The 20,269-nt window shown below is 49.9% G+C and carries 21 protein-coding genes; 4 read left to right on the top strand and 17 right to left on the bottom strand.

Features of this window, described 5'->3' with window-relative positions:
- Window positions 1–36: 36 nt before the first annotated feature.
- From murG to rplM, 12 genes are all read right to left on the bottom strand, one after another.
- On the bottom strand, window positions 37–1,155 hold the full coding sequence (gene murG / locus IE117_RS13410) for an undecaprenyldiphospho-muramoylpentapeptide beta-N-acetylglucosaminyltransferase (RefSeq protein ID WP_189565379.1): 1,119 nt from the start codon (window positions 1,153–1,155) through the stop codon (window positions 37–39).
- Window positions 1,156–1,238: 83 nt separating this feature from the next.
- On the bottom strand, window positions 1,239–2,384 hold the full coding sequence (locus tag IE117_RS13405; RefSeq protein ID WP_189564946.1) for an FtsW/RodA/SpoVE family cell cycle protein: 1,146 nt from the start codon (window positions 2,382–2,384) through the stop codon (window positions 1,239–1,241).
- A gap of 21 nt (window positions 2,385–2,405) precedes the next feature.
- Window positions 2,406–3,782: a UDP-N-acetylmuramoyl-L-alanine--D-glutamate ligase gene (gene murD, locus IE117_RS13400; RefSeq protein ID WP_189564945.1), complete on the bottom strand. Its 1,377-nt coding sequence runs from the start codon at window positions 3,780–3,782 to the stop codon at window positions 2,406–2,408.
- A 145-nt stretch (window positions 3,783–3,927) separates the two neighbouring features.
- Window positions 3,928–4,260 carry a large-conductance mechanosensitive channel protein MscL gene (gene mscL / locus IE117_RS13395; protein ID WP_189564944.1) on the bottom strand — a complete coding sequence of 111 codons (333 nt, stop codon included), beginning with the start codon at window positions 4,258–4,260 and terminating at the stop codon, window positions 3,928–3,930.
- 54 nt (window positions 4,261–4,314) lie between these two features.
- Window positions 4,315–5,265 (bottom strand): DUF3078 domain-containing protein, encoded by a 951-nt coding sequence (locus IE117_RS13390; RefSeq protein WP_189564943.1) that lies wholly within the window; start codon window positions 5,263–5,265, stop codon window positions 4,315–4,317.
- 12 nt (window positions 5,266–5,277) lie between these two features.
- Entirely contained in the window at window positions 5,278–6,129 is an 852-nt protein-coding gene (locus tag IE117_RS13385; RefSeq protein ID WP_189564942.1) for a mechanosensitive ion channel family protein, read from the bottom strand.
- Window positions 6,130–6,135: 6 nt separating this feature from the next.
- Window positions 6,136–6,321, bottom strand: coding sequence for a hypothetical protein (locus IE117_RS13380; RefSeq protein ID WP_189564941.1), 186 nt, complete (start codon window positions 6,319–6,321; stop codon window positions 6,136–6,138).
- Between the two features lie 13 nt (window positions 6,322–6,334).
- Window positions 6,335–6,937 carry an RNA polymerase sigma factor gene (locus IE117_RS13375; RefSeq protein ID WP_189564940.1) on the bottom strand — a complete coding sequence of 201 codons (603 nt, stop codon included), beginning with the start codon at window positions 6,935–6,937 and terminating at the stop codon, window positions 6,335–6,337.
- A gap of 174 nt (window positions 6,938–7,111) precedes the next feature.
- Window positions 7,112–7,951, bottom strand: a complete 840-nt coding sequence (gene tsf / locus IE117_RS13370) for a translation elongation factor Ts (RefSeq protein WP_189564939.1) — start codon at window positions 7,949–7,951, stop codon at window positions 7,112–7,114.
- A 177-nt stretch (window positions 7,952–8,128) separates the two neighbouring features.
- Window positions 8,129–9,022 (bottom strand): 30S ribosomal protein S2, encoded by an 894-nt coding sequence (gene rpsB / locus IE117_RS13365; protein ID WP_189564938.1) that lies wholly within the window; start codon window positions 9,020–9,022, stop codon window positions 8,129–8,131.
- 168 nt (window positions 9,023–9,190) lie between these two features.
- Complete coding sequence (rpsI, locus tag IE117_RS13360; protein ID WP_189564937.1) at window positions 9,191–9,577, bottom strand: 30S ribosomal protein S9; 387 nt, start codon at window positions 9,575–9,577, stop codon at window positions 9,191–9,193.
- A gap of 11 nt (window positions 9,578–9,588) precedes the next feature.
- Window positions 9,589–10,038, bottom strand: coding sequence for a 50S ribosomal protein L13 (gene rplM / locus IE117_RS13355; protein ID WP_189564936.1), 450 nt, complete (start codon window positions 10,036–10,038; stop codon window positions 9,589–9,591).
- A gap of 269 nt (window positions 10,039–10,307) precedes the next feature.
- Here rplM and IE117_RS13350 point away from each other — a divergent pair, with 269 nt between their 5' ends.
- The 3 genes from IE117_RS13350 to IE117_RS13340 all read left to right on the top strand — a co-directional run bounded on the left by IE117_RS13350 (window position 10,308) and on the right by IE117_RS13340 (window position 11,598).
- On the top strand, window positions 10,308–10,940 hold the full coding sequence (locus IE117_RS13350) for a Crp/Fnr family transcriptional regulator (RefSeq protein ID WP_229580836.1): 633 nt from the start codon (window positions 10,308–10,310) through the stop codon (window positions 10,938–10,940).
- 84 nt (window positions 10,941–11,024) lie between these two features.
- Window positions 11,025–11,231, top strand: a complete 207-nt coding sequence (locus tag IE117_RS13345; protein WP_189564935.1) for a YgaP family membrane protein — start codon at window positions 11,025–11,027, stop codon at window positions 11,229–11,231.
- A gap of 52 nt (window positions 11,232–11,283) precedes the next feature.
- Window positions 11,284–11,598 carry a rhodanese-like domain-containing protein gene (locus IE117_RS13340; protein ID WP_189564934.1) on the top strand — a complete coding sequence of 105 codons (315 nt, stop codon included), beginning with the start codon at window positions 11,284–11,286 and terminating at the stop codon, window positions 11,596–11,598.
- A gap of 9 nt (window positions 11,599–11,607) precedes the next feature.
- On the opposite strand, the gene lhgD is transcribed toward IE117_RS13340, so the two are convergent.
- The 5 genes from lhgD to recQ all read right to left on the bottom strand — a co-directional run bounded on the left by lhgD (window position 11,608) and on the right by recQ (window position 18,950).
- Window positions 11,608–12,807: an L-2-hydroxyglutarate dehydrogenase gene (lhgD, locus tag IE117_RS13335; protein WP_189564933.1), complete on the bottom strand. Its 1,200-nt coding sequence runs from the start codon at window positions 12,805–12,807 to the stop codon at window positions 11,608–11,610.
- A gap of 46 nt (window positions 12,808–12,853) precedes the next feature.
- Window positions 12,854–14,050 (bottom strand): anhydro-N-acetylmuramic acid kinase, encoded by a 1,197-nt coding sequence (locus IE117_RS13330; protein WP_189565377.1) that lies wholly within the window; start codon window positions 14,048–14,050, stop codon window positions 12,854–12,856.
- Between the two features lie 141 nt (window positions 14,051–14,191).
- Window positions 14,192–15,271 (bottom strand): PSP1 domain-containing protein, encoded by a 1,080-nt coding sequence (locus tag IE117_RS13325; RefSeq protein WP_308439287.1) that lies wholly within the window; start codon window positions 15,269–15,271, stop codon window positions 14,192–14,194.
- 116 nt (window positions 15,272–15,387) lie between these two features.
- Complete coding sequence (purD, locus tag IE117_RS13320) at window positions 15,388–16,677, bottom strand: phosphoribosylamine--glycine ligase (RefSeq protein ID WP_189564931.1); 1,290 nt, start codon at window positions 16,675–16,677, stop codon at window positions 15,388–15,390.
- 65 nt (window positions 16,678–16,742) lie between these two features.
- Entirely contained in the window at window positions 16,743–18,950 is a 2,208-nt protein-coding gene (gene recQ / locus IE117_RS13315; RefSeq protein WP_189564930.1) for a DNA helicase RecQ, read from the bottom strand.
- Between the two features lie 92 nt (window positions 18,951–19,042).
- Between recQ and IE117_RS13310 the strand changes: the two genes are divergently transcribed.
- The gene (locus IE117_RS13310; RefSeq protein ID WP_189564929.1) at window positions 19,043–20,020 is read left to right on the top strand and encodes a KpsF/GutQ family sugar-phosphate isomerase; all 978 of its coding nucleotides are present in this window, start codon (window positions 19,043–19,045) and stop codon (window positions 20,018–20,020) included.
- Window positions 20,021–20,269 lie beyond the last annotated feature (249 nt).

The raw sequence follows: 20,269 nt of genomic DNA, 5'->3' as shown, positions 1-20,269 counted from the left end.
ACACTGCTACGATCCAGGAAACGCTCTACCGATTGTTTAAGGAATCAACTTCAACACTTCCTGAGCGATTTCGGCGGCGGCGTTTGGTCGGGCTAGCTTAGCGATGTTCTGTTTCAATTCCATTTGCTTCGGTTCATCGCCCAATAGTTGGATGGCCGCCTCGACCAATTCTGAGGCGGCACGGTTGTCAGGCATCAGTCTGGCCGCATTTTGCCGGGTCAGATTTTGCGCATTCTTGGTCTGGTGGTCTTCCGATGCAGCTGGGTAAGGTACCAGAATGCACGGCTTGGCGGCAAGACAGAGCTCTGACACCGATAGGGCGCCGGCCCGTGATACCACCACGTCGGCAACGGCATAAGCCAGGTCCATTTCATATATAAAATCAAATACCTTGACTCGTCCGCTATCCACATGCGCCACGACCTCCCGGGCTTTTTCAATGTACGCTTTCCCCGTTTGCCAAAGTACCTGGTAGCCGGCGCCAATGATCTGTTTCAGCCCTGCGCTTATACTCTCATTAATGCTAAGTGCCCCCAGACTTCCGCCCATGACGAATAACGTCTTCCGGTTTTCCTCAAAGCCGAAACGAGTCAGGGCTTCGGCCCGCTTGCTCCCACTGTCGATGATATCACGACGAACGGGATTACCCAGAAACTTTATTTTTCTCTGGAGAAAGAACTTTTCCATACCGGGATAGGCGACACAAATAGTGCTTGCCCTTCTCGCTAAAAGCTTATTGGTAAGGCCCGCGTGGGAATTCTGCTCTTGTATAAGGGTAGGTACGCCCAGCAAAGAAGCCACCATTAACAACGGCCCGCTGGCAAACCCGCCCACGCCCACGGCTACGTCGGGGCGGAAAGTACGAAGTACCGACCGGGCCTTCAGCAGGCTGCGTGTCAGCTTAACGGGAAAAGCAACGTTGTCCAGCGATACCGCCCGCTTGATACCGACGATGGGAAGCCCCACAATACGGTATCCGGCCTTAGGTACTTTCTCCATTTCCATTTTGCCCTCAGCTCCTACAAACAGGATCTCCGTAGTTGGGTCCGCCGCCCGCAGGGCATCAGCAATGGCAATGGCCGGGTAAATATGCCCCCCCGTACCACCGCCACTAATAATGACGCGCCGCGATTGTTTGTCTGTCGATTTGTTGATTTGTGTAATTTTTAAAGGTTTGGTTGCTCAGGCGTTCATGTATTGAATCTTAATTTAGCCGCCAACTTTTCATTATTTAATAATTAAATCTCCTCCAATTCTCCCCGGCTGACGCTGAGAATAATGCCCATGGCCGCACCTGTCAGCAACATTGAAGTACCCCCATTGCTAATAAAGGGGAGCGTCTGACCGGTTGTCGGGAACAGGCCTACCGTGACGGCCATCGTTGCAAATGCCTGAAAAACAATACTGAACGTTAGCCCCGCCGACAGCAGTCCACCGTAGGGCCGTTTGGGTTTACTTATGGCTCTCAGCCCACGATAGAGCAGCAATAAGAAAGCAGCAATCACAACCAGCGCCCCCACCAAACCGTATTCCTCAACGATAATGGCAAAAATAAAGTCGCTGTCGCCGTTGGGGAGATAGTGTTTTTGATAGCTTTTGGCAACGCCTTCTCCCAATATGCCCCCCCGGGCCATGGCCTTGTAGGCATTGGAGGATTGCATCGAAACCGTATCAGAGTCCATGAATGATTCTAACCTCGCTTCGGCAGTTCTGCCTCTTTGTCCGACTTTCAAAACCACCAACAACCCCGAAACTACCAAAAAACTCACCATGGTAATGGCCAGGTAGCGCTTGGGTACTTTACCTACGTAAAGCATCATGAAACAGGTAGCTCCCAGGAGGGCGGCCGTAGAAACGTTGGAGCGAAAAATGAGGGCGCACACCAAGCCAATCATCAACATGGGTTCCACCAGCAGTCGCATATCGCTCCAGTCTTTTTTGAAGCGCAGGGCCAGGATAAGCGCCAGGTGTGCAATCAAAGTAATCTTGGCAACTTCCGAGGGCTGAAAACTCTGGTTGATGATTGGTATTTTTATCCAGCGATCGGCCTCATTGACCCGCACGCCTTCAAAAAAGGTAAAAAGCAGGAGAATCACAGCCAGCCAAACACCCATCCGGGAGAAAAACACAAACTTGGTGTAGGGGATCAAATGTACCAGGTACATAATCACAAAGGTGGCTATGGCAAGCTGTATCTGCTTGAATAATACAAATTCTGTATCGCCGCCGTAATACATGTAAGCCTGCATCACACTGGCGCTGTAGACAACGATGACCCCACCACCCAGCAGAAACAGCGCAATACCCCAAAGCCAGGGATCGCCTTTCATGTTCCGCTCAAACCAGGCCTGTGTTATTTCCCTTGTTTTGCGCAGTGTGTCCATTTCATCCGTGGAGAGTTACTCCTATTTTGTGTTAACTTCAATTGGTGTGGGTTTCAATGCAAGTACTTCGTTTCGGAACTGATCGCCCCGGTCCAGATAGTTTTTGAATAAATCAAAACTGGCACAGGCAGGAGAGAGCAACACCACGTCGCCGGGGGCCGCCCAGGCGCGGGCTGTCCGCACTGCCTCTTCCAGGCTTTGCGTCTCATGAAATTGAGGAACCGCCCCTATAAAATAATCGGCTAGCTTTTTGGTATCCGTACCCAGCGCAATTATGCCCTTGACCTTTTCTTTTACCAATGGCTCGATCTGAGCGTAGTCGTTGCCTTTGTCTACCCCGCCGATAATCAATACAATGGGTCGGTTAAAACTACCAAGTGCGTAGTAAACTGAATCCACGTTGGTAGCCTTGGAATCGTTAACGTACTCTACACCTTCCAGTGTAATGATTGATTCGAGCCGGTGCGGTGCATTGACGAAGGAGCGCAAACCGGAACGGATCTGTTCGGCAGATATTCCAACGGATTGTGCCGCCAAGATGGCCGCCAGAGCATTGATAGCGTTATGGGGACCCTGGATCGGCAGGTCTTCGGAAGGGATTGAAAAATCCTGATCGTGGCCGCGGACAGTCAATACACCGTCGGCCAGGTAGCCTCCTTTAACCAGCTTATTTTCAAGAGATATGGGCCAGAGTCGGGCGGGCAGCGTCCGTTTTTCTAATTCGGTGGTAAGTGCCTTACTTTCGGCAAAGTAAATAAAGTCATCATCCCCAGTCTGGTTCTGAACGATTCGGAATTTGGACTGAACGTATTTCTGAAAATCATAGTCGTAACGATCCAGGTGATCGGGTGTTATATTGAGCAACACCGCAACATTGGCCCGGAAATCGTACATATTATCCAGCTGAAAACTACTGATTTCCAACACATAAAAATCTTTCTGATCGCTGGCAACCTGCGCAGCGAAGCTTGCTCCCACATTTCCGGCCAGCCCAACCGACAGCCCGGCTTCGCGGAGCAAATGGTAGATCAGCAGCGTGGTGGTTGTCTTGCCGTTGCTTCCCGTAATTGCGATAAGCCTGGCATCGGTGTAGCGTGCTGCGAACTCGATTTCTGAAATGACGGGAATGTTGCGACGATAGAGCTCCTGAACGATATGCGCCGTATCCGAAATGCCGGGACTTTTAACTACCTCGTTGGCTTCCAGAATCTTACCTTCAGTATGCGCACCTTCTTCGAAAGGAATTCTGGCGGTATTCAACACTTCGCGGTAGGTAGTCTGAAGCGGGCTGCGATCGGACAGAAAAACCTCAAATCCCCTGGATTTTCCGAGCAGTGCCGCGCCCACGCCGCTTTCGCCGCCTCCCAATATCACTAACTTTCTGCTGGCTGCCGACATCCGATTATAAAAGGTAATTTGACGTAAATTTCGTAGAATTTAAGCTTCCGTTGCAAGAAACTACCTATTATTTATTCAAGATATTTTTAACAAGAAAGCGGGGAGCGATTACCGTCGCCCCCCGCTTTCTTAACAAAATGCAATATCAGTTTACAACCTCCACCTCGCTGGGCTTCTTGATGCGGTTAGCGTAACGGACTATAAAGAAGATGACCAGCGCAATTAGCAGGAACTGTATGACGGTCTGAATGAAATTACCATACATGATGGCGACCTCAGGTTCCTCGCCCACTGCTTCTTTTAATACAACTTTCAGGTTCTGAAAATCCACCCCGCCAATAAACATTCCCAGAATCGGGTTCAAAATATCCTCCACCAGGGAAGTGGTAATTTTGCCAAAGGCTGCGCCAATGATGACGCCGACAGCCAGATCCAGGACGTTGCCCTGGGCAACAAAAGTTTTGAATTCTTTAAGCATAGCAAATGAATTGGTTAGAGTGTATATAATTGATAGATAAACAGAAAGCAATTGTCAAAACGTGTATAGAAAACCAATTGAGAGTGATTGGGCCAACTGGATTTGGTTACTCTGGTCATCGTCGTAGATCACGATCGCACCCAGGTTAACATTCCAGTACTTATTGATTTTAGCGGTCAGCATCGCGTCAAGGCGGTTGTCGATGGAACGCAGATCCTGGTAGCTCGCAAACATCAGGTACCTGAATTTCAAGTTTACGTTCTTGGCTATGTCTTTATTAAAGTTGGCCACCAATTGCAACAGAGCCAATTCGTTTCGCACCCGCCTACCGATGGGGACGCCGTAGTTTTTCGGGAAAGTCTTGTACAGGTTCAAGTCGGCCACGATCGTTTGACGAACAGCACCGGGCGAGAACGTAATAAAGAAGTACTCCACCGGTTTGTATTCGATACCGAGCGCCTCCGTCACGTAAGCCGGAGAAAATAAACCGGAAACCCGCTTACGTTCGAGCTCCCCAGAGGGGAGGTTATTATACTCATATCCAGGCGTGAACTGGGTCAGCAGGTTACCACTGATAATAAAGCTCCAGTGCGGGCTTATTTCCCTGCCATATTTGGTATCGAAGAAGAGACGATCCACGCTTTTGCGGCTTTCCTGTCCCTTGTTCCGAACTATTCCATACTGCGCCTGAAAGTCATTCCGCCAGCTGTTCTTATCTTTCTCGTAAGTAATCAGGGCATTCGTAAATACGCCGAATGCCACCGAACTCACCGCCCCGCCGGTCCAGTTGCTGCTAAAACTACCTTGGTTCAGATTGGCCCCGAATTCTATCTTTTTTTTCCAGGAAGTGTCCACCTCCGCCACGTTCTCTTCCCGCAGGGAATCCACGACGGCCCCCTCGCGGCTGCGAAGCGAGTCGCTCGGAACCTCATCCTGGGCGATAATTTGGGTTGAAGTGGTAAGGATTGTAAAGAATAGGCAAACTAGGGAAACCAAATTTTTCATTTCGACTCTTGACTAGGGGTTTTGATTTGAGAGGGGTTCGTTAAAAATTTCCACTTTTCTCGACTGAAATAGCTGCAGGGGTACGACTGTGGTTGATTCTTCGCTCTGGATCGTAACTGAAACGTTGTCAATTCGGGTGATCGTCCCCCTGACATCGTCCAGCTTTACGACTTGACCTTCTTTGTACTTGCTACGACTATAGATCGAAGAGATCATATTGGCCAGCACATCCTTTGACGCGATGCCGTAGCTTAAGGCGAAAGCGGCTACGATTCCGCCAAGAATCAGATTGAAACTTGATTCAAGCAAGGCGGTTTCCAGACCGATCTGGCCCAGTGCGCTGATGAAGGTGATGATTAGGAAAAAGATAAACACCATGTTGCCGATCAGCTTGGCCGAAGCAATATTAAATGATTTGCAAAGGGCGGTCACGGCATTTTTGATAACATCGGCCAGCATAATCCCGACCTGCAGCATGATGGCGGCAGCAACCAGGTGCGGGATAAACTCCACTATGGATGCTACCATATTGGTGATGGCATCCACGCCCAGCGTTTCGGTGGCTGCCGTCAGAAATACAAGCAGAATGAAGTAGTAAAGCACCGTACCGACGATTTCGCTGAGCTTGATCTCAGTTTTGAGCTGCTTCACGATGCTGATTTCGTTCAACTTCTCTCCGATGCGGTCGAAGCCTACCCTACCCAGCACTTTTTTGACCACTATCGCCACGCCACGGGCCACCAGGTATCCTACCAGCAATATAATGGCACAGCCGATCAGGCGCGGGACAAACTCAACAAACTGAGCAATCAGCGTATTGAAAGTATTGATCAGAATTTCGGTAATATTAGGAATGCGTTCCATAACAGGCTAAGGTTGCGATGGTGATTCACTATCTGACACACATAGCAGCGCCGTGCTAAACAGGCTTTCGGTAAACAGCTCCACGATTTGTATGGTGTCGCGAATGAGGTCGATCTCCGACACCAGCGCGTTTTTCAGGTACGCGGGAACCTCCGCATTAGGTTCTAGTTCCTTAAAGATGTCATTGTTCATCTCTCCACTGTTTTTATTTCAGGATTTTAAGTAGTTCCAGTAGTTTAGCCCCCAATAGTCCGAGGAACATGGCCGTTTCCAGGTACTTGGCGCGCAATCTTTCCCGCGAGCGCAGCAGGCGCATCTTGGTGGCACTCTCCGTAATATTGAAAACATCGGCTATTTCCCTGATACTAAGCTCGTCCTGATATTTCATCATGAGCAGGCTTTTCTCTTCGGGAGTCAGCCTTTCCATCGCCCGTTTCAAATTTTTCACTTCTACGTCCGGCTCCTCAAACATTGTATTCAGATCCGTGTCGTCGGGTATCTCCAGGTTCTCATCCACGTATGTTTCCGCCCTTTTTTTGTTAATCCGCAACTGATCCATGCAGTAGTTGTAAGTAATGGAATACAACCAGGTGGAAAAACGGGCGTTCTCATTATAAGAACCCAGCTTGAAAATCAGTTTAAGGAAAATATCGTGGGTAAAATCCTCTGCCTTCGCCTGGTCCTTTACAAAGGACAGACACTTTCGATATACCTTACCTGAGTACCGTTCGTACAGTTCTTCAAAATAAGGGTTTCGCTGCGTAACGATGAACAGTCGCACGAGTTCCTCATCGGTATATGATGCCATTGGCTTTGCTTGTGGGCTTATGACGTCCATTTCGCGGAAAGGTAACTACCAGGAGGGGAGGTTATGAAAATTTCGAGCATGAATCGACCCGAAATAACAAAAAAAGCCCTGCATTATCGATAATGCAGGGCTTTTTTCAAAAAATACTTCGATGACAGAAACTAACCTTAATGACTAGACGCTGCCGATAGCCACCCGCTTAAAGTCTTTCACTTCAAGACCCTTAGCCGTTTTTTCCAGCAATTGCCGGATGGTCATTGACCCGTCTTTTACGAAGTCCTGATTTAACAGCGTGTTTTCGCGGTAAAACTTATTCAGGCGGCCCATCGCAATCTTCTCCAGCATAGCCTCAGGCTTTCCTTCGGCACGGGCCTGGTCGCGGCCTACCTCGATTTCACGCTCGATGGTTGCCGAATCCACGCCATCCTTATCCAGGGCAACGGGCTTCATGGCTGCAATTTGCATGGCCACGTCCTTGCCCAGATCTGTCACGTCTGTGCCGTTAACTCCGGCAAAACCGACGAGTACACCAAGTTTGCCATTGGAGTGAATGTAAGACACCACTTCCTCAGCACTCATGTTCTCATAAGCCACCACGTCCAGTTTCTCACCGAGTTTGCCAGTCAAATCAATAATGTGCTCTGATACGGAACGGCCATCGGCCATCGTCGCCGACAAAAGAGCATCCTTATCCGCAGCGTTGGTTTCCACAGCTTTGTCCAGAATGGATTGAGCCAGGTTTTTAAAATCCTCCACATTGGATACGGGCTCGGTCTCGCAAGCCAGGGCTACGATCACGCCAGTTTTGGCGTCGTCGCTGATATGCACCAGCACAGCTCCTTCGGAGGTGGCATTGTCGGCCCGCTTGGCGGCTACTTTCTGTCCCTGCTTGCGCAGAATATCCACGGCCTTGTCAAAATCCCCTTCGGCTTCGGTGAGGGCTTTTTTACAGTCCATCATTCCGGCGCCAGTCATCTGGCGGAGTTTGTTTACGTCTTGTGCAGTTATTGCCATGATTGGTTTATTTCGATTTTTGGTGATTATTATTTGTAATGAATTCAGGGTACAGGTGCATTTGGGCTTGTCACCCCTGTTTTAATAAAGTAGCCCATAGCGTGAAGGCTACGGGCTACTCATCTATATCCAGATAATTAGGTCTGAACCTTATGCTATATATATCATCGATGAGGGTTACTCCTTGTTCCCTTCTTCGGCAGCGGCTACCGGCGCTTCGGCCGCTGGTGTCTCAGTCGAAGGAGTTGCCTCAGTAGCCTGCTCTCTTGCCTGTTTGGCCTCTTCGCGGGCTTGCTTTTTAGCGGCTTCTGCCTCGTTACGCAGATCGCTCTGACGCTTCGCTTCCTCCTCTTCGGCAAGGCGCTGGTCTTCTTTGTCCTGCTTGCGCTCCATCAAACCTTCTTCAATGGCTTTGCCTACGGCAAGAGTCAACAACGAAATCGATTTGTAAGCGTCGTCGTTACCAGGAATCGGAAACTCGACCAGGTCAGGGTTGGAGTTGGTATCGCAGATGGCGAATACCGGAATATTCAATCGGCGCGCTTCGGAAATTGCAATGTGCTCACGCTTCACATCCACCACAAACAGGGCCGAAGGCAAACGCGTCAGGTCAGCGATGCCACCCAGTACGCGGTTCAATTTTTCCTGCTCACGGGTAAGCATCAGGCGCTCACGCTTAGCGATATTGTTGACTGTCTCTTCATCGGTCAACATTTTCTCCAGCGTCTGCATTTTCTTGATCGACTTCCGGATGGTACCGAAGTTGGTCAACATGCCTCCCAGCCAGCGGTCGGTCACGTAAGGCATTTTCAGGCGCTTGGCCTCTTCCGTCACAATTTCCTGAGCTTGCTTTTTCGTAGCAACGAACATGATCTTCTTGCCCGAACGCACGATTTGTTTCAAAGCCGCTTCGGCTTGCTCAAGACTGTTCAGGGTCTTGTTGAGATCCACGATATGAATCCCGTTTTTCTCCATAAAAATATATGGAGCCATACGGGGATCCCACTTACGGGTCAGGTGACCAAAATGCACCCCCGCGTTCAATAAGTCTTTATACTCTATCTGTGCCATTTAATTTTTGATAAAAATGTGATTTGAAAAAACAACTACGCAGCACAGCACACCGGACACGATAAGTGCTGCCTGGACTTTTTTAGTTGCAACAGGAACGCCGAAGTATTGAAGAAATGAAACAATGCTGACGCACAGCACTGTTCACTGGTTCCAAATACCAGACTATTAACGCTTCGAGAACTGGAACTTCCGACGAGCTTTGCGACGACCGTACTTCTTACGCTCCACCATACGTGGGTCGCGAGTCAGGAAGCCTTCTTTTTTCAAAGGAGGACGGTTTTCGGCATTAGCTTCTACGAGCGCGCGGGCAATAGCCATACGTGTCGCTTCTGCCTGTCCCGTGATTCCACCACCGCGTACATTCACCTTCAGATCGTAGGTGCCGTTGGCGTTCAGCGTCGTGAACGGCTGCTGAAGCACGATTTGGTGAACTTCAAAGGGAAAATATTCTTTATAATCGCGGCCGTTTACCTTGATTTCACCCTTGCCGGGCTTCATGTAGATACGCGCCACGGCGGTCTTTCTGCGACCAATTGTGTTGATAACTTCCATACTGGATTGTCTTACAAGTTGAATTTAACTTCTTTGGGCTGCGCTCCGGCATGTGGGTGCTCGGCGGATGCGTACACATACAGATTAGTGAACAACCGACGGCCTAAGCGACCTTTGGGCAACATGCCCCGTACTGCCTTTTCTACCAGGCGCTCGGGGTACTTGGCCAAGATTTCACGCGGCGTCTGAAAACGCTGTCCGCCCGGGTAGCCCGTGTGGCGAATGTAAATCTTATCGGTCATTTTCTTCCCGGTCATTTTTACTTTGTCGGCGTTGATAACGATCACGTTATCACCACAGTCAACGTGCGGTGTGAAAGCGGGTTTGTGCTTGCCCCGGATGATTTTGGCGACTTCACTAGCCAAACGGCCCAGCACCACATCCTTGGCATCCACCACGATCCACTCCTTGTTGACGGTGTCTTTGTTCGCCGAGATGGTTTTGTAGCTTAACGTATCCACGATTAACAAAAGGATTTATAATTGATTCTCAGGATTTTAAACATTAAAATACCTGTCCCACCTGAAAATGGGAGTGCAAATATAGAGCTTAACCTTTTGAATAGCAAGGTGGCGAGAGAAATTATGTTTCATAACAAAGGGCGGGCGAAGCGCGCCACAATCTCTGGGCTCCGGAGGAGGTACTTTCCACCAGACCGCAAAGAACTGTTTCTGCCATATAGTTTGTTTGACAGAACCTCTACACCTAATACCATTAGCAGCTTTACGATATGATCTCCACAATCGAAACCCTCAGTGAAGTCTTCGAGCCAAAACTTCTCGAAGAAATTGAAGAAAAGGCCCGATTCATCTCGGCTCCGGAAGGAACTACCATTTTAGACATCGGTCAGAGCATTAAATCCATGCCGATTATCCTTTCCGGCACGGTGAAAATTTCCCGCAACGATGAAGATGGCCGGGAGTTGCTACTCTACTACGTAAACCCGCTTGAAAGCTGTGCCCTCACTTTTACCTGCTGCATGCAACATCAAACCAGTGAAATCAAGGCTGTGGCAGAAGCTCCGGTTGAAATGTTGGCAATTCCGATCACGACTATGGACGAATGGATGGTAAAGTACCCCACCTGGAAAAGCTTCGTGATGAGGACGATCCGTACCCGATTCAACGAACTATTGAACACGATCGACCAGATCGCTTTCCAGAAACTGGATGAACGTCTTGGCCGTTACTTGCGCGAAAAGTCAAAAGCCACGGGGACAACGCTGGTCAACCTATCGCACGAACAGATTGCCAACGACCTCGCTACCTCACGGGAAGTAATTTCGCGGCTATTGAAAAAGCTAGAGAATGACGGAAAACTGTTGCTCTACCGCGGTCAGATTAAGCTTCTGTCCAAACTGTGATTTATGTCACTGTCGGGGTTTCTGAAATACATCACCTTTGTGTGACAAAATCAAATTTTCAGCAACTACTTAACACGACAGGTCATGAAAAAAAATATGGGTTTAATGGACAGGGCGATTCGGGTACTGGCCGCCGTTGGTATCGGCGTACTTTACTATACCGGACAAATAAACGGGACGACTGCGATTATTCTGGGAATACTGGCCTTGGTATTTGTCGCTACCAGTTTCCTGAGTTTTTGTCCCCTGTACCTTCCCTTCGGTCTTTCTACCAGAAAAGAGAAGGTGTAAAGGTTTTCCTTTTTATTCAACAGTTTCGCTCAGTTTTTTCTCATAAACAATCATGCTCGATTTTCTCAAAAAAATGTTCAACTCCGGCCCCAAAACAGACTACAGAACCCTGGTAGCCAACGGCGCACAAATTGTAGATGTAAGAACCAATGCCGAGTACCAGTCCGGCCACCTCAAAGGTTCGGTTAACGTACCTTTGCAAACTCTATCCCAAAACTTGTCCAAAATACGCAAAGACAAGCCGGTAATCGTGTGTTGTGCTTCGGGAATGCGAAGCGGCTCCGCTAAGGGAGTTCTCACCTCAAACGGCTATGACGAAGTGTACAATGGCGGTTCCTGGAACAGCTTACAGAGCCAAATCATGTAGCCAAAGTACTCAAAGCCGCGCCAATGCTCTTTCCGAGACCGTTTGCCCAATGGATAGCGACGATGTGGCCGCCGGGGAAGGCGCATTGACAACGTTAATAGCTGATGCGCTTTCCAGGATGGCGAAGTCGTCGAGCAGGCCACCGTCGTAATCACAGGCCTGGGCACGCACTCCTGCACCGCCGGGCTCGAGGTCATCGGACTGGATTTCGGGAATGAGTTCCTGCAACGCTTCGGTGAAGGCAGCCTTCGAAAAAGAGCGGTACATTTCGCCCAGACCCGTGCGCCAGTACTTGGCGGCCACCTTGCGAAAACCCGGCCAACCCAGCGTTTCCGAAAATTCCTTAAAATTGAAATTTGTTTTGCCGTAGCCCTCCCGGCGAAAGGCCAGCACGGCATTTGGTCCTGCCTCTACCCCACCCTCGATCATCCGTGTAAAGTGAACGCCAAGGAATGGGAAATTAGGGTCCGGCACGGGGTAGATGAGGTTTTTAACCAAGTGTTCTTTTTCAGGTTTCAGCTTGAAGTACTCGCCCCGGAAGGGTATGATGCGTACTTTGATGTCGTCTTCCTGGGTAAGTTGCGCCACGGTGTCGGAATACAAACCGGCGCAGTTAATCACAAGTTTGGATTTATATTCACCGCCCTTCTCAGTACTGATTTGCGAGCGGCCGTTGGTGTGCTGAATTTTGATGACTTTTTCCCCAAACCTAAGCTCCCCGCCCAGCTCTTTGATGCGCTTGGCGTACTTTTCCGATACCGCTTTGTAATCGATTATTCCGGTATAGGGAACCCAAATCCCTTCCAGTCCCTGCACGTGGGGCTCGATTTCCCGCATTTCTTCGAAAGATATTTTCCGGTTCTCCGTCAAGCCATTCTGCAAGCCGCGCTCATGCAGCCCATGCAGAATGGGTACTTGCTCGGGCTGAGTCGCCACGACGATTTTGCCACATAGGTCGTAGGGGATATCCTCTTGATCACAAAAATCCAGCAACATCCGGTAGCCCCGGATGCAATTGGTGGCTTTCAGACTACCTGGCTTGTAGTATAGTCCCGAATGGATGACGCCGCTGTTGTGACCTGTTTGGTGCTGGGCTACACTCTTTTCCTTTTCTAGCAGCAGTAGTCGCAACGCGGGCTGCTGCTCTTTAAGGCGTAGTGCAGTGGCCAATCCAACGATTCCGCCGCCGATGATGGTAACGTCGTACATTTATTTCGATTGAGGGTTGATAGAAGGATTCATGCTCACATGGAGGTTACCTCGGGAATGAAATTTTCCCCATACTCACGCTCGGCACACCTTCACGGGTGCCAAAGTCGGTGCCGCCGCCGGTAACGGTTTCGTTGGCTAGTACTGCAAAAAGCACGGCTTCCTTGGCATCTCCTGCCACGCCAAGTTTTTCCGTACTGTCTACTGCGAAATTGGGTAGCTGTTCACAGATGTGCTGCATCAATATCGGATTATGCGCTCCGCCACCGCTGGCGTAAAGGGTGTATTTTTCGGAGAATTCAATCACTCTTTTTATGGATTCCGCGATAGTCTCGGCGCTGAACCGGGTGAGTGTAGCCAGGAGATCATGGGGCAAAGTACCCTGCGTACCACTCCGTACTTGCGCCACCTGAACATACTCAGCATTGAACACCTCCGGTCCGGTAGTTTTGGGAAAGCTGGCATCAAAAAAGGAATGATCTTTTAAGGCTGCCAATAACTTTGGCTCGATCTTCCCCGAAGCGGCCAACGCGCCATTCTCATCATAAGGTTTTTGAAAATATAGGCTGGTGAAGGCATCAAGCAAAGTGTTCCCCGGACCGGTATCAGTAGTGAATACCTCATCGGCACGTTGAGAGCCGGGTAGGTAGGTAAAATTGGCGATCCCCCCCATATTGAGCAGGATCCGGTTTTCGTCTTTTTTTGAAAAGAGCAAGTAGTCACCATAAACGGCCAGGGGGGCCCCTTCACCACCCGCTGCGATGTGCTTCTGCCGGAAGTCGCTGATGGTAATAATGCCGGTAGTATGGGCCATATGGTCGCCATCACCGATTTGTAGCGTGGCATTGGGGTAGTCTGCCAGCCCGTGCTGTTTCTTGGGTGCATGATAGACCGTTTGTCCGTGGCTGGCAATCAGGTCGATTTCATTGGCGTTAACTTTCCAGGTATCCAGACAATCCAATACCATGCGTCCGTGTTGGGTACCGATGTGGGCATTCAACAAGCACAAATGCTGAAAGTCAATTGTCTTTTTGGCAAAGACCGACCGGATATCGTCCCGGAATCTTTCGGCGTAGGGAACGGTGGTGAACCGCTCCACCGTCAGTTCCGTCGCGAGCCCGCTGCCGCTTACCTGGCACAAGGCCACGTCCAGCCCATCCAGCGAAGTACCCGACATCAGGCCGATGATACGGCGTGAGGGGCTACACGCAATCTTATAAAGTTTTTCTATTTGACGCATTATATGGCCATTTTCGCAACTAATCTGTGGTACTTGAAGGTGGATAGGTTTGCCAAGCTTTTTCAGAGAAAAGGCTACCCGGTTTGGGCAGCCTTTTCTCTGAAATCCACTCATACACCAATCACCTACTAATTTTGCTTCATCCTAAACGCCCGAACTCTTCGGCTTACGCTGTTTGTTCCGGTTGTTCCGGCTCTTCTTGCGCTTTTTCTTTTTCGGAGCTTCGCTATACTTTCTGTCCAGGCTTTCCAGATCGGTGTTGAGCGATCCGGCCTCCTTGGTTTCTTCGGCCAGAGCCACTTCGGGCATCACCAAAATTTCGAGCGTCTCGGGAATTTCGCCTTTCTTGTTCAGGAGAAGAATCTCCTTCACCTTATCCGTGGCTATAGGGTACCAGTTGTTATCCTTCTCGAAGCTGAAATACATAATCCGCTTGAAAATGTCCGTCTTTTGGAGAACGGCGTTCCCCTTTTTGGTCTTCAGCGGTGCATGTACCGTGGGGATATGGCTCAGGGCGTCGATGTAAGTTTCCAACTCGTAGTTAAGACAGCATTTGAGCCGTCCGCATTGGCCTGAGAGCTTGGCGGGATTGAGCGATAAGTTCTGATAGCGCGCCGCCGAAGTAGAGATGGTTTTGAAATCGGTGATCCAGGTTGAGCAGCAGAGTTCACGCCCACAGGCACCCACCCCACCCAGTCGTCCGGCTTCCTGCCGCAGACTGATCTGCCGCATCTCGACCCTGATTCTGAATTCGGTGGCCAGCAGCTTGATCAGCTCCCGGAAATCCACCCGCTCTTCGGAGGAGTAATAAAAAGTGGCCTTGGTGTTGTCAGACTGAAACTCCACGTCCGACAGCTTCATATTCAGCTTCAGATTCCTAATAATCTCGCGGCTGCGGTACATTGTCGGCAGATCGCGGGCAATGGTCTGGGTATGTTTTTCGAGGTCTTTCTCGTCGGCTATGCGGTAAATTACTTTCAGATCATCGTTGACAACTACCTTTTTGCGCTTCATTTGCAATCGCACGAGTTCGCCCTGCAGCGACACCATCCCGACATGGTAACCCGATTGCATTTCGCAGACAACAAAGTCGCCCGTCGTGAGATCGAGCTGGTTGACGTTGCGGAAAAATTCCTTACGCCCCCCTTTGAACTTCACTTCCAGCACATCAAACCGCTGCGCCACTGGAATTTCCATGTGGCTCAGCCAGTCGAATGTGTTCATTTTATTGCAACCGCCGGTTCCGCAGTTGCCATTACTTTTGCATCCGGGGGCCGTGCCGCTTTCGCTGGAGCCGCAGCCGCCGGATGAACATGATATGCATCCCATAATCTATTTCCTCAATCTTTATATCGTAAGAGATCGAGGCCGATATCATGGCGGTAGTATTTTCCTTCAAACTGTACTGTCTGGGCCGCTCGTTGTGATTTGTGAACGGCATTTTCCAAAGAGTTCGCAATGCCCGTGAGGACCAATACTCTTCCACCGTTGGTAACGACCTCCGTATTGCCATTGAATGCGGTTCCGGCATGAAACACCACCACATCCTCGGCCTTGTCCGTATCGGCAATTACCTTGCCTTTTTCATAGTCGCCGGGATATCCTCCCGACACTACCACCGTCGTGACGGCCACTTGTGGCGAGATCGTCATGGGTACATCCTGTAGATTCCCCTTCGCCGTGGCCGTCAGCAGCGTCACCAAATCCGACTGAATGCGTGGAAGCACCACTTCGGTTTCGGGATCGCCCATGCGCACATTATATTCAATCACGTAGGGTTCGCTCTTGACGTTCATCAGGCCAATAAAAATGAACCCCACGTACTTTATTCCTTCTTTCTGAAGACCGTCCAAAGTGGGTTTCACCACTTTCTCCTCCACTTTTTTCAGAAAATATTCGTCAGCAAAAATAACGGGCGAAACCGCGCCCATACCACCCGTATTCAGTCCGGTATCATTTTCGCCAATACGCTTGTAATCTTTGGCTTCGGGCAATATTTTATAATGGGTACCATCGGTCAAAACAAAGACCGAAAGTTCAATGCCTTTGAGAAATTGCTCGACAACTACCTTATTCCCTGCCGCGCCGAATTTGCCATCCACCAGCATTTCCTGCAGGGCTTGCTGGGCCTGCGCTACGGTCTCGGCGATGATGACACCCTTGCCCGCCGCTAGTCCGTCAGCCTTAAGAACGACAGGCATGGCGTGCGATTGCAGGTAAGCCATTCCTTCGTCAATAGTCTCCGCCGTGAACGTACGGTAGCTGGCGGTAGGTATGGCGTATTTCTCCATAAAATTTTTGGAAAAATCCTTGCTTCCTTCCAACTGCGCCCCGGCTTTGTCGGGACCAATGAGCCGGACGTGGTTTAGTTCGGGGCGGCTCTGCAGGAAATCGACGATGCCTTGCACAAGCGGCTCTTCGGGACCGATGATAACCAACTCGATGCGCTTTTCGACAATCAGCGAGGCGACAGCCTCGAAATCATTGTAGCCGATTGCAACATTGGTCGCCACCGAAGCCGTTCCAGCGTTGCCGGGTGCTACATACAGTTCGTCACAAAGCGGACTTTGCGCCACTTTCCAGGCAAATGCGTGTTCACGCCCGCCCGAACCCAGTATTAGTATATTCATAAAGTAGTAACCCAGTTTCTTCCCTAAGGTACAGGGAAGCCATTCATGTATTTGTGTACGTGTGGCTAGTTGGCGAATTCAGACAGGAATTTGATTCGCACCAACCGGAGTTCTTCTTCGGTGACGTCCTCATCGGCAAATTCCACCAATGCTGCGGCGATATTATCGGTTTCCGCAGTCATGAAATACTCCTTAATATCCTGCTGACGGTCACTGTCAATGACCTGATTGATGTAGTAGTTGAGGTTGAGCTTGGTACCCGAGTAGCATATATGTTCGATTTCCTCGATCAATTCTTCCATCGCAAGGCCTTTGGCGTCGGCGATTTCTTCCAGATCAACCTTACGGTCTACCTGTTGAATGATAAAAATCTTGATTTTGGATTTGTTGACCATCGACTTTACCACCACGTCTTTGGCCGTTTCGATTTCATTTTCCTCCACATACCTGGTGATGGCGTCGATGAACTGAGTACCAAACTTCTGGACCTTACCCATGCCCACACCATTGACCTGCGACATCTCCTGCGCAGTAGTCGGGTAAACCGTGGCCATTTCTTCCAGGGAAGGGTCCTGAAAAATCACGTAAGGTGGCAGATTTTTCTCTTTCGCCACCTTTTTGCGCAGGGCTTTCAGCAGAGATAGCAGGGCTTCATCGTAGGCATGACCACCGCTGGAAGCCGGGCCGCCGTTGTCGTCATCGTCTTTGCTCACTTCTTCTTCATAGTTATGATCTGCATGGATCGTGACCGGATATGGATCGCTCAGGAAAGCTTCGCCGCGTTCTGAAATACGAAGCACGCCGTAATTCTCGATGTCCTTGACAAGGTAATCGAAAATTACCATTTGGCGAATCAGTGAAATCCAAAAATCGTGCGATTCTTTAAGTTCCTTGCCTTTGCCATACACATCCAGCTTGTCATGTTCATAACTACGGACGTACTGATTCTCCTTAGCCATCAGCAGGTCGGCGATGTGTTCGCCGTCGAAACGCTCTTCGGTGAGTTTTACGGCTTTCAAAGCCAGCAGTACTTCATCCTGCACAGTGAAAGTTTCCGTCGGCTTCATGCAGTTATCGCAGAAACCACAGTCCTCGCCGTAGTACTCCCCAAAATAACTTAACAACTGCCGGCGGCGGCACACGCCCAGGTTGGCATAGGCAACCATTTCGCCCAACAGATGGCGGGCATTGTCGCGCTCGGTCACCGACTTGTCCTTATTGAATTTTTCCAGCTTTTGAATGTCCGCGTAGCTGTAAAACATCAGGCAGTTTCCTTCCAGTCCGTCGCGGCCGGCGCGGCCCGTTTCCTGGTAGTAGCCTTCCAGCGACTTGGGAACATCGTAGTGAATCACAAAACGCACATCGGGCTTATCGATCCCCATGCCGAAGGCGATGGTTGCCACGATCACTTCCACATCCTCATTCAGAAAAGCATCCTGATTGGCCATGCGCGTGTGGGAATCCAGCCCGGCATGGTAAGGAAGTGCCCGCACGTCATTTACATTCAGCAGCGAGGCGATCTCCTCGACCTTTTTACGGCTCAGGCAATAAATGATGCCCGATTTGCCTTTGTTGTGGTGAACATACCGAATGAGTTGCTTTTTGGCGTCGTGCTTGGCCCTGATCTCGTAATACAGGTTTTCGCGGTTGAAGGACGACTTGAACGTTTGGGCCTCCTCCATTTGCAGGTTCTTGCGAATATCCTGCTGTACCTTGGGCGTGGCCGTTGCAGTAAGGGCGATAATCGGCAAATCGCCAATATCGTCGATAATCCCGTGGATACGGCGGTATTCGGGCCGGAAGTCGTGGCCCCACTCCGAAATACAGTGCGCTTCGTCGATCGCAACGAAAGAAAGGTTGGTTTTTTGTAAAAAATCAAGATTCTCCTCTTTCGTCAGCGACTCCGGAGCGATGTAGAGCATTTTCAGACTACCATCGAGCGCATCACGCTTGACCCGGCTGATCTCGGCCTTGGTAAGCGTGGAGTTCAGGAACTGGGCATTGATTCCGAAGGCATTGAGCTGATCCACCTGGTTTTTCATCAAGGCGATGAGGGGCGAAATCACTATGGCCATACCGTCTTTGACGAGGGCCGGAAGCTGGTAGCACAGCGATTTGCCGGCTCCGGTGGGCATGATTACGAAGGTGTTCTTACCAGCCAGAATGTTATTAATGATGACTTCCTGATCGCCTCTGAACTGGCTAAATCCGAAAATCTCTTTCAAACTTGTTTTTAGGGTATCTACGGCGACTTTTTCGGTCTGTTGTATCATTGTTAGCTTACGGGAGGGTTATTTCAAAGTTCTCTACCTTTGCTCTTTCAGATTTTTCATAAAATTAGCAATTCCGGTAGTCGGATTCAAAATTGAAATTAGTAAAAAATATTCAGTCCATCGCAAAAGAAGTGTTGGCGCGAGAGGCCGAAGCTATCCAGAATCTGGTAGAACACATCGGCAAAGATTTCGAAAACTGCGTGGAGGCCATTTTGCAAGCAGGCGGCAGAGTAGTGATTACGGGCATCGGCAAAAGCGCTCTGGTGGGCCAGAAAATCGTCGCCACCCTCAATTCCACCGGAACGCCCGCTCTGTTCATGCATGCCGCCGACGCCATTCACGGCGACCTGGGAATGATTCAGGCCGGGGATGTGGTCATTGCCATTTCCAAAAGTGGCAACACGCCGGAAGTAAAGGTACTGCTTCCACTGCTGAAAAGAGCAGGCATTACTCTGATTGCAATGGTGAGTAATAAGGATTCCTACCTGGCAAAGAATGCAGACTACATCATCCACGCGCACGCCCCACAGGAGGCCGATCCGCTCAACCTGGCTCCTACCACCAGCACTACGGTATGCATGGCATTGGGTGACGCCCTGGCTATCTGCCTGTTAGAGGCTCGTGGCTTCACCCGCCAGGACTTCGCCCGCAATCATCCCGGGGGTAGTTTGGGCAAGAAACTTTACCTGCGCGTCAGCGACATTTACCCCCACAATGACCTGCCTGCCGTATCGGAAACCGCTAATCTCAAAGAGGTGATTCTGGAAATCACGTCGAAACGGCTGGGGGCTACGGCAGTCCTGACCGAAAAAGAGGGTACTTTGGCGGGCATCGTCACCGACGGCGACCTGCGCCGGATGCTCAATCAGCACCACGAAACCGACCTGCTGCACCTGACTGCCCACGACATCATGACCCCCTCCCCCATCGGTATCGCTCCCGACGAATACGCCGTGAATGCCCTGCAACTCATGCAGGCGCGGAGTATCACGCAGCTAGTAGTCGTGGAAGCCGGGAGGTTGAAGGGCTTCGTGCATCTGCACGATTTGCTGAAAGAAGGGCTGATTTAAAAATTGGATTCCTTTTTCGGCATATCCTCGCAAAACTACGGTAAGGTTGTAGGGACAAAGCCATTTTATAACTTATTCAATACAATATAAAATGATAATATAAATTTATGAATATTTATTTGGATCAAAATAGCTAATTGTATAGATTGAGTTTTATTCAACTACTTTATTAACTTTAAATCGTATGGAAAAGATCTTTTTACCCAGAAGGTTTCCGTCTTTTTTCTTAATTGTCCTGTCAGCATTTCT

It is taken from the genome of Persicitalea jodogahamensis (assembly GCF_014651615.1).
Classification (GTDB): Bacteria; Bacteroidota; Bacteroidia; order Cytophagales; family Spirosomataceae; genus Persicitalea; species Persicitalea jodogahamensis.
This window is presented reverse-complemented; position numbering and strand designations above follow the sequence as displayed.

Excerpts from the sequence above, each read along its gene's own strand:
- IE117_RS13405 (WP_189564946.1), bottom strand. The coding sequence starts at position 2,384 with ATGGACACACTGCGCAAAACAAGGGAAATAACACAGGCCTGGTTTGAG.
- murD (WP_189564945.1), bottom strand. The coding sequence starts at position 3,782 with ATGTCGGCAGCCAGCAGAAAGTTAGTGATATTGGGAGGCGGCGAAAGC.
- mscL (WP_189564944.1), bottom strand. The coding sequence starts at position 4,260 with ATGCTTAAAGAATTCAAAACTTTTGTTGCCCAGGGCAACGTCCTGGAT.
- IE117_RS13390 (WP_189564943.1), bottom strand. The coding sequence starts at position 5,265 with ATGAAAAATTTGGTTTCCCTAGTTTGCCTATTCTTTACAATCCTTACC.
- IE117_RS13385 (WP_189564942.1), bottom strand. The coding sequence starts at position 6,129 with ATGGAACGCATTCCTAATATTACCGAAATTCTGATCAATACTTTCAAT.
- IE117_RS13380 (WP_189564941.1), bottom strand. The coding sequence starts at position 6,321 with ATGAACAATGACATCTTTAAGGAACTAGAACCTAATGCGGAGGTTCCC.
- IE117_RS13375 (WP_189564940.1), bottom strand. The coding sequence starts at position 6,937 with ATGGCATCATATACCGATGAGGAACTCGTGCGACTGTTCATCGTTACG.
- tsf (WP_189564939.1), bottom strand. The coding sequence starts at position 7,951 with ATGGCAATAACTGCACAAGACGTAAACAAACTCCGCCAGATGACTGGC.
- rpsB (WP_189564938.1), bottom strand. The coding sequence starts at position 9,022 with ATGGCACAGATAGAGTATAAAGACTTATTGAACGCGGGGGTGCATTTT.
- rpsI (WP_189564937.1), bottom strand. The coding sequence starts at position 9,577 with ATGGAAGTTATCAACACAATTGGTCGCAGAAAGACCGCCGTGGCGCGT.
- IE117_RS13350 (WP_229580836.1), top strand. The coding sequence starts at position 10,308 with ATGATCTCCACAATCGAAACCCTCAGTGAAGTCTTCGAGCCAAAACTT.
- IE117_RS13345 (WP_189564935.1), top strand. The coding sequence starts at position 11,025 with ATGAAAAAAAATATGGGTTTAATGGACAGGGCGATTCGGGTACTGGCC.
- IE117_RS13340 (WP_189564934.1), top strand. The coding sequence starts at position 11,284 with ATGCTCGATTTTCTCAAAAAAATGTTCAACTCCGGCCCCAAAACAGAC.
- lhgD (WP_189564933.1), bottom strand. The coding sequence starts at position 12,807 with ATGTACGACGTTACCATCATCGGCGGCGGAATCGTTGGATTGGCCACT.
- IE117_RS13325 (WP_308439287.1), bottom strand. The coding sequence starts at position 15,271 with ATGAACACATTCGACTGGCTGAGCCACATGGAAATTCCAGTGGCGCAG.
- purD (WP_189564931.1), bottom strand. The coding sequence starts at position 16,677 with ATGAATATACTAATACTGGGTTCGGGCGGGCGTGAACACGCATTTGCC.
- recQ (WP_189564930.1), bottom strand. The coding sequence starts at position 18,950 with ATGATACAACAGACCGAAAAAGTCGCCGTAGATACCCTAAAAACAAGT.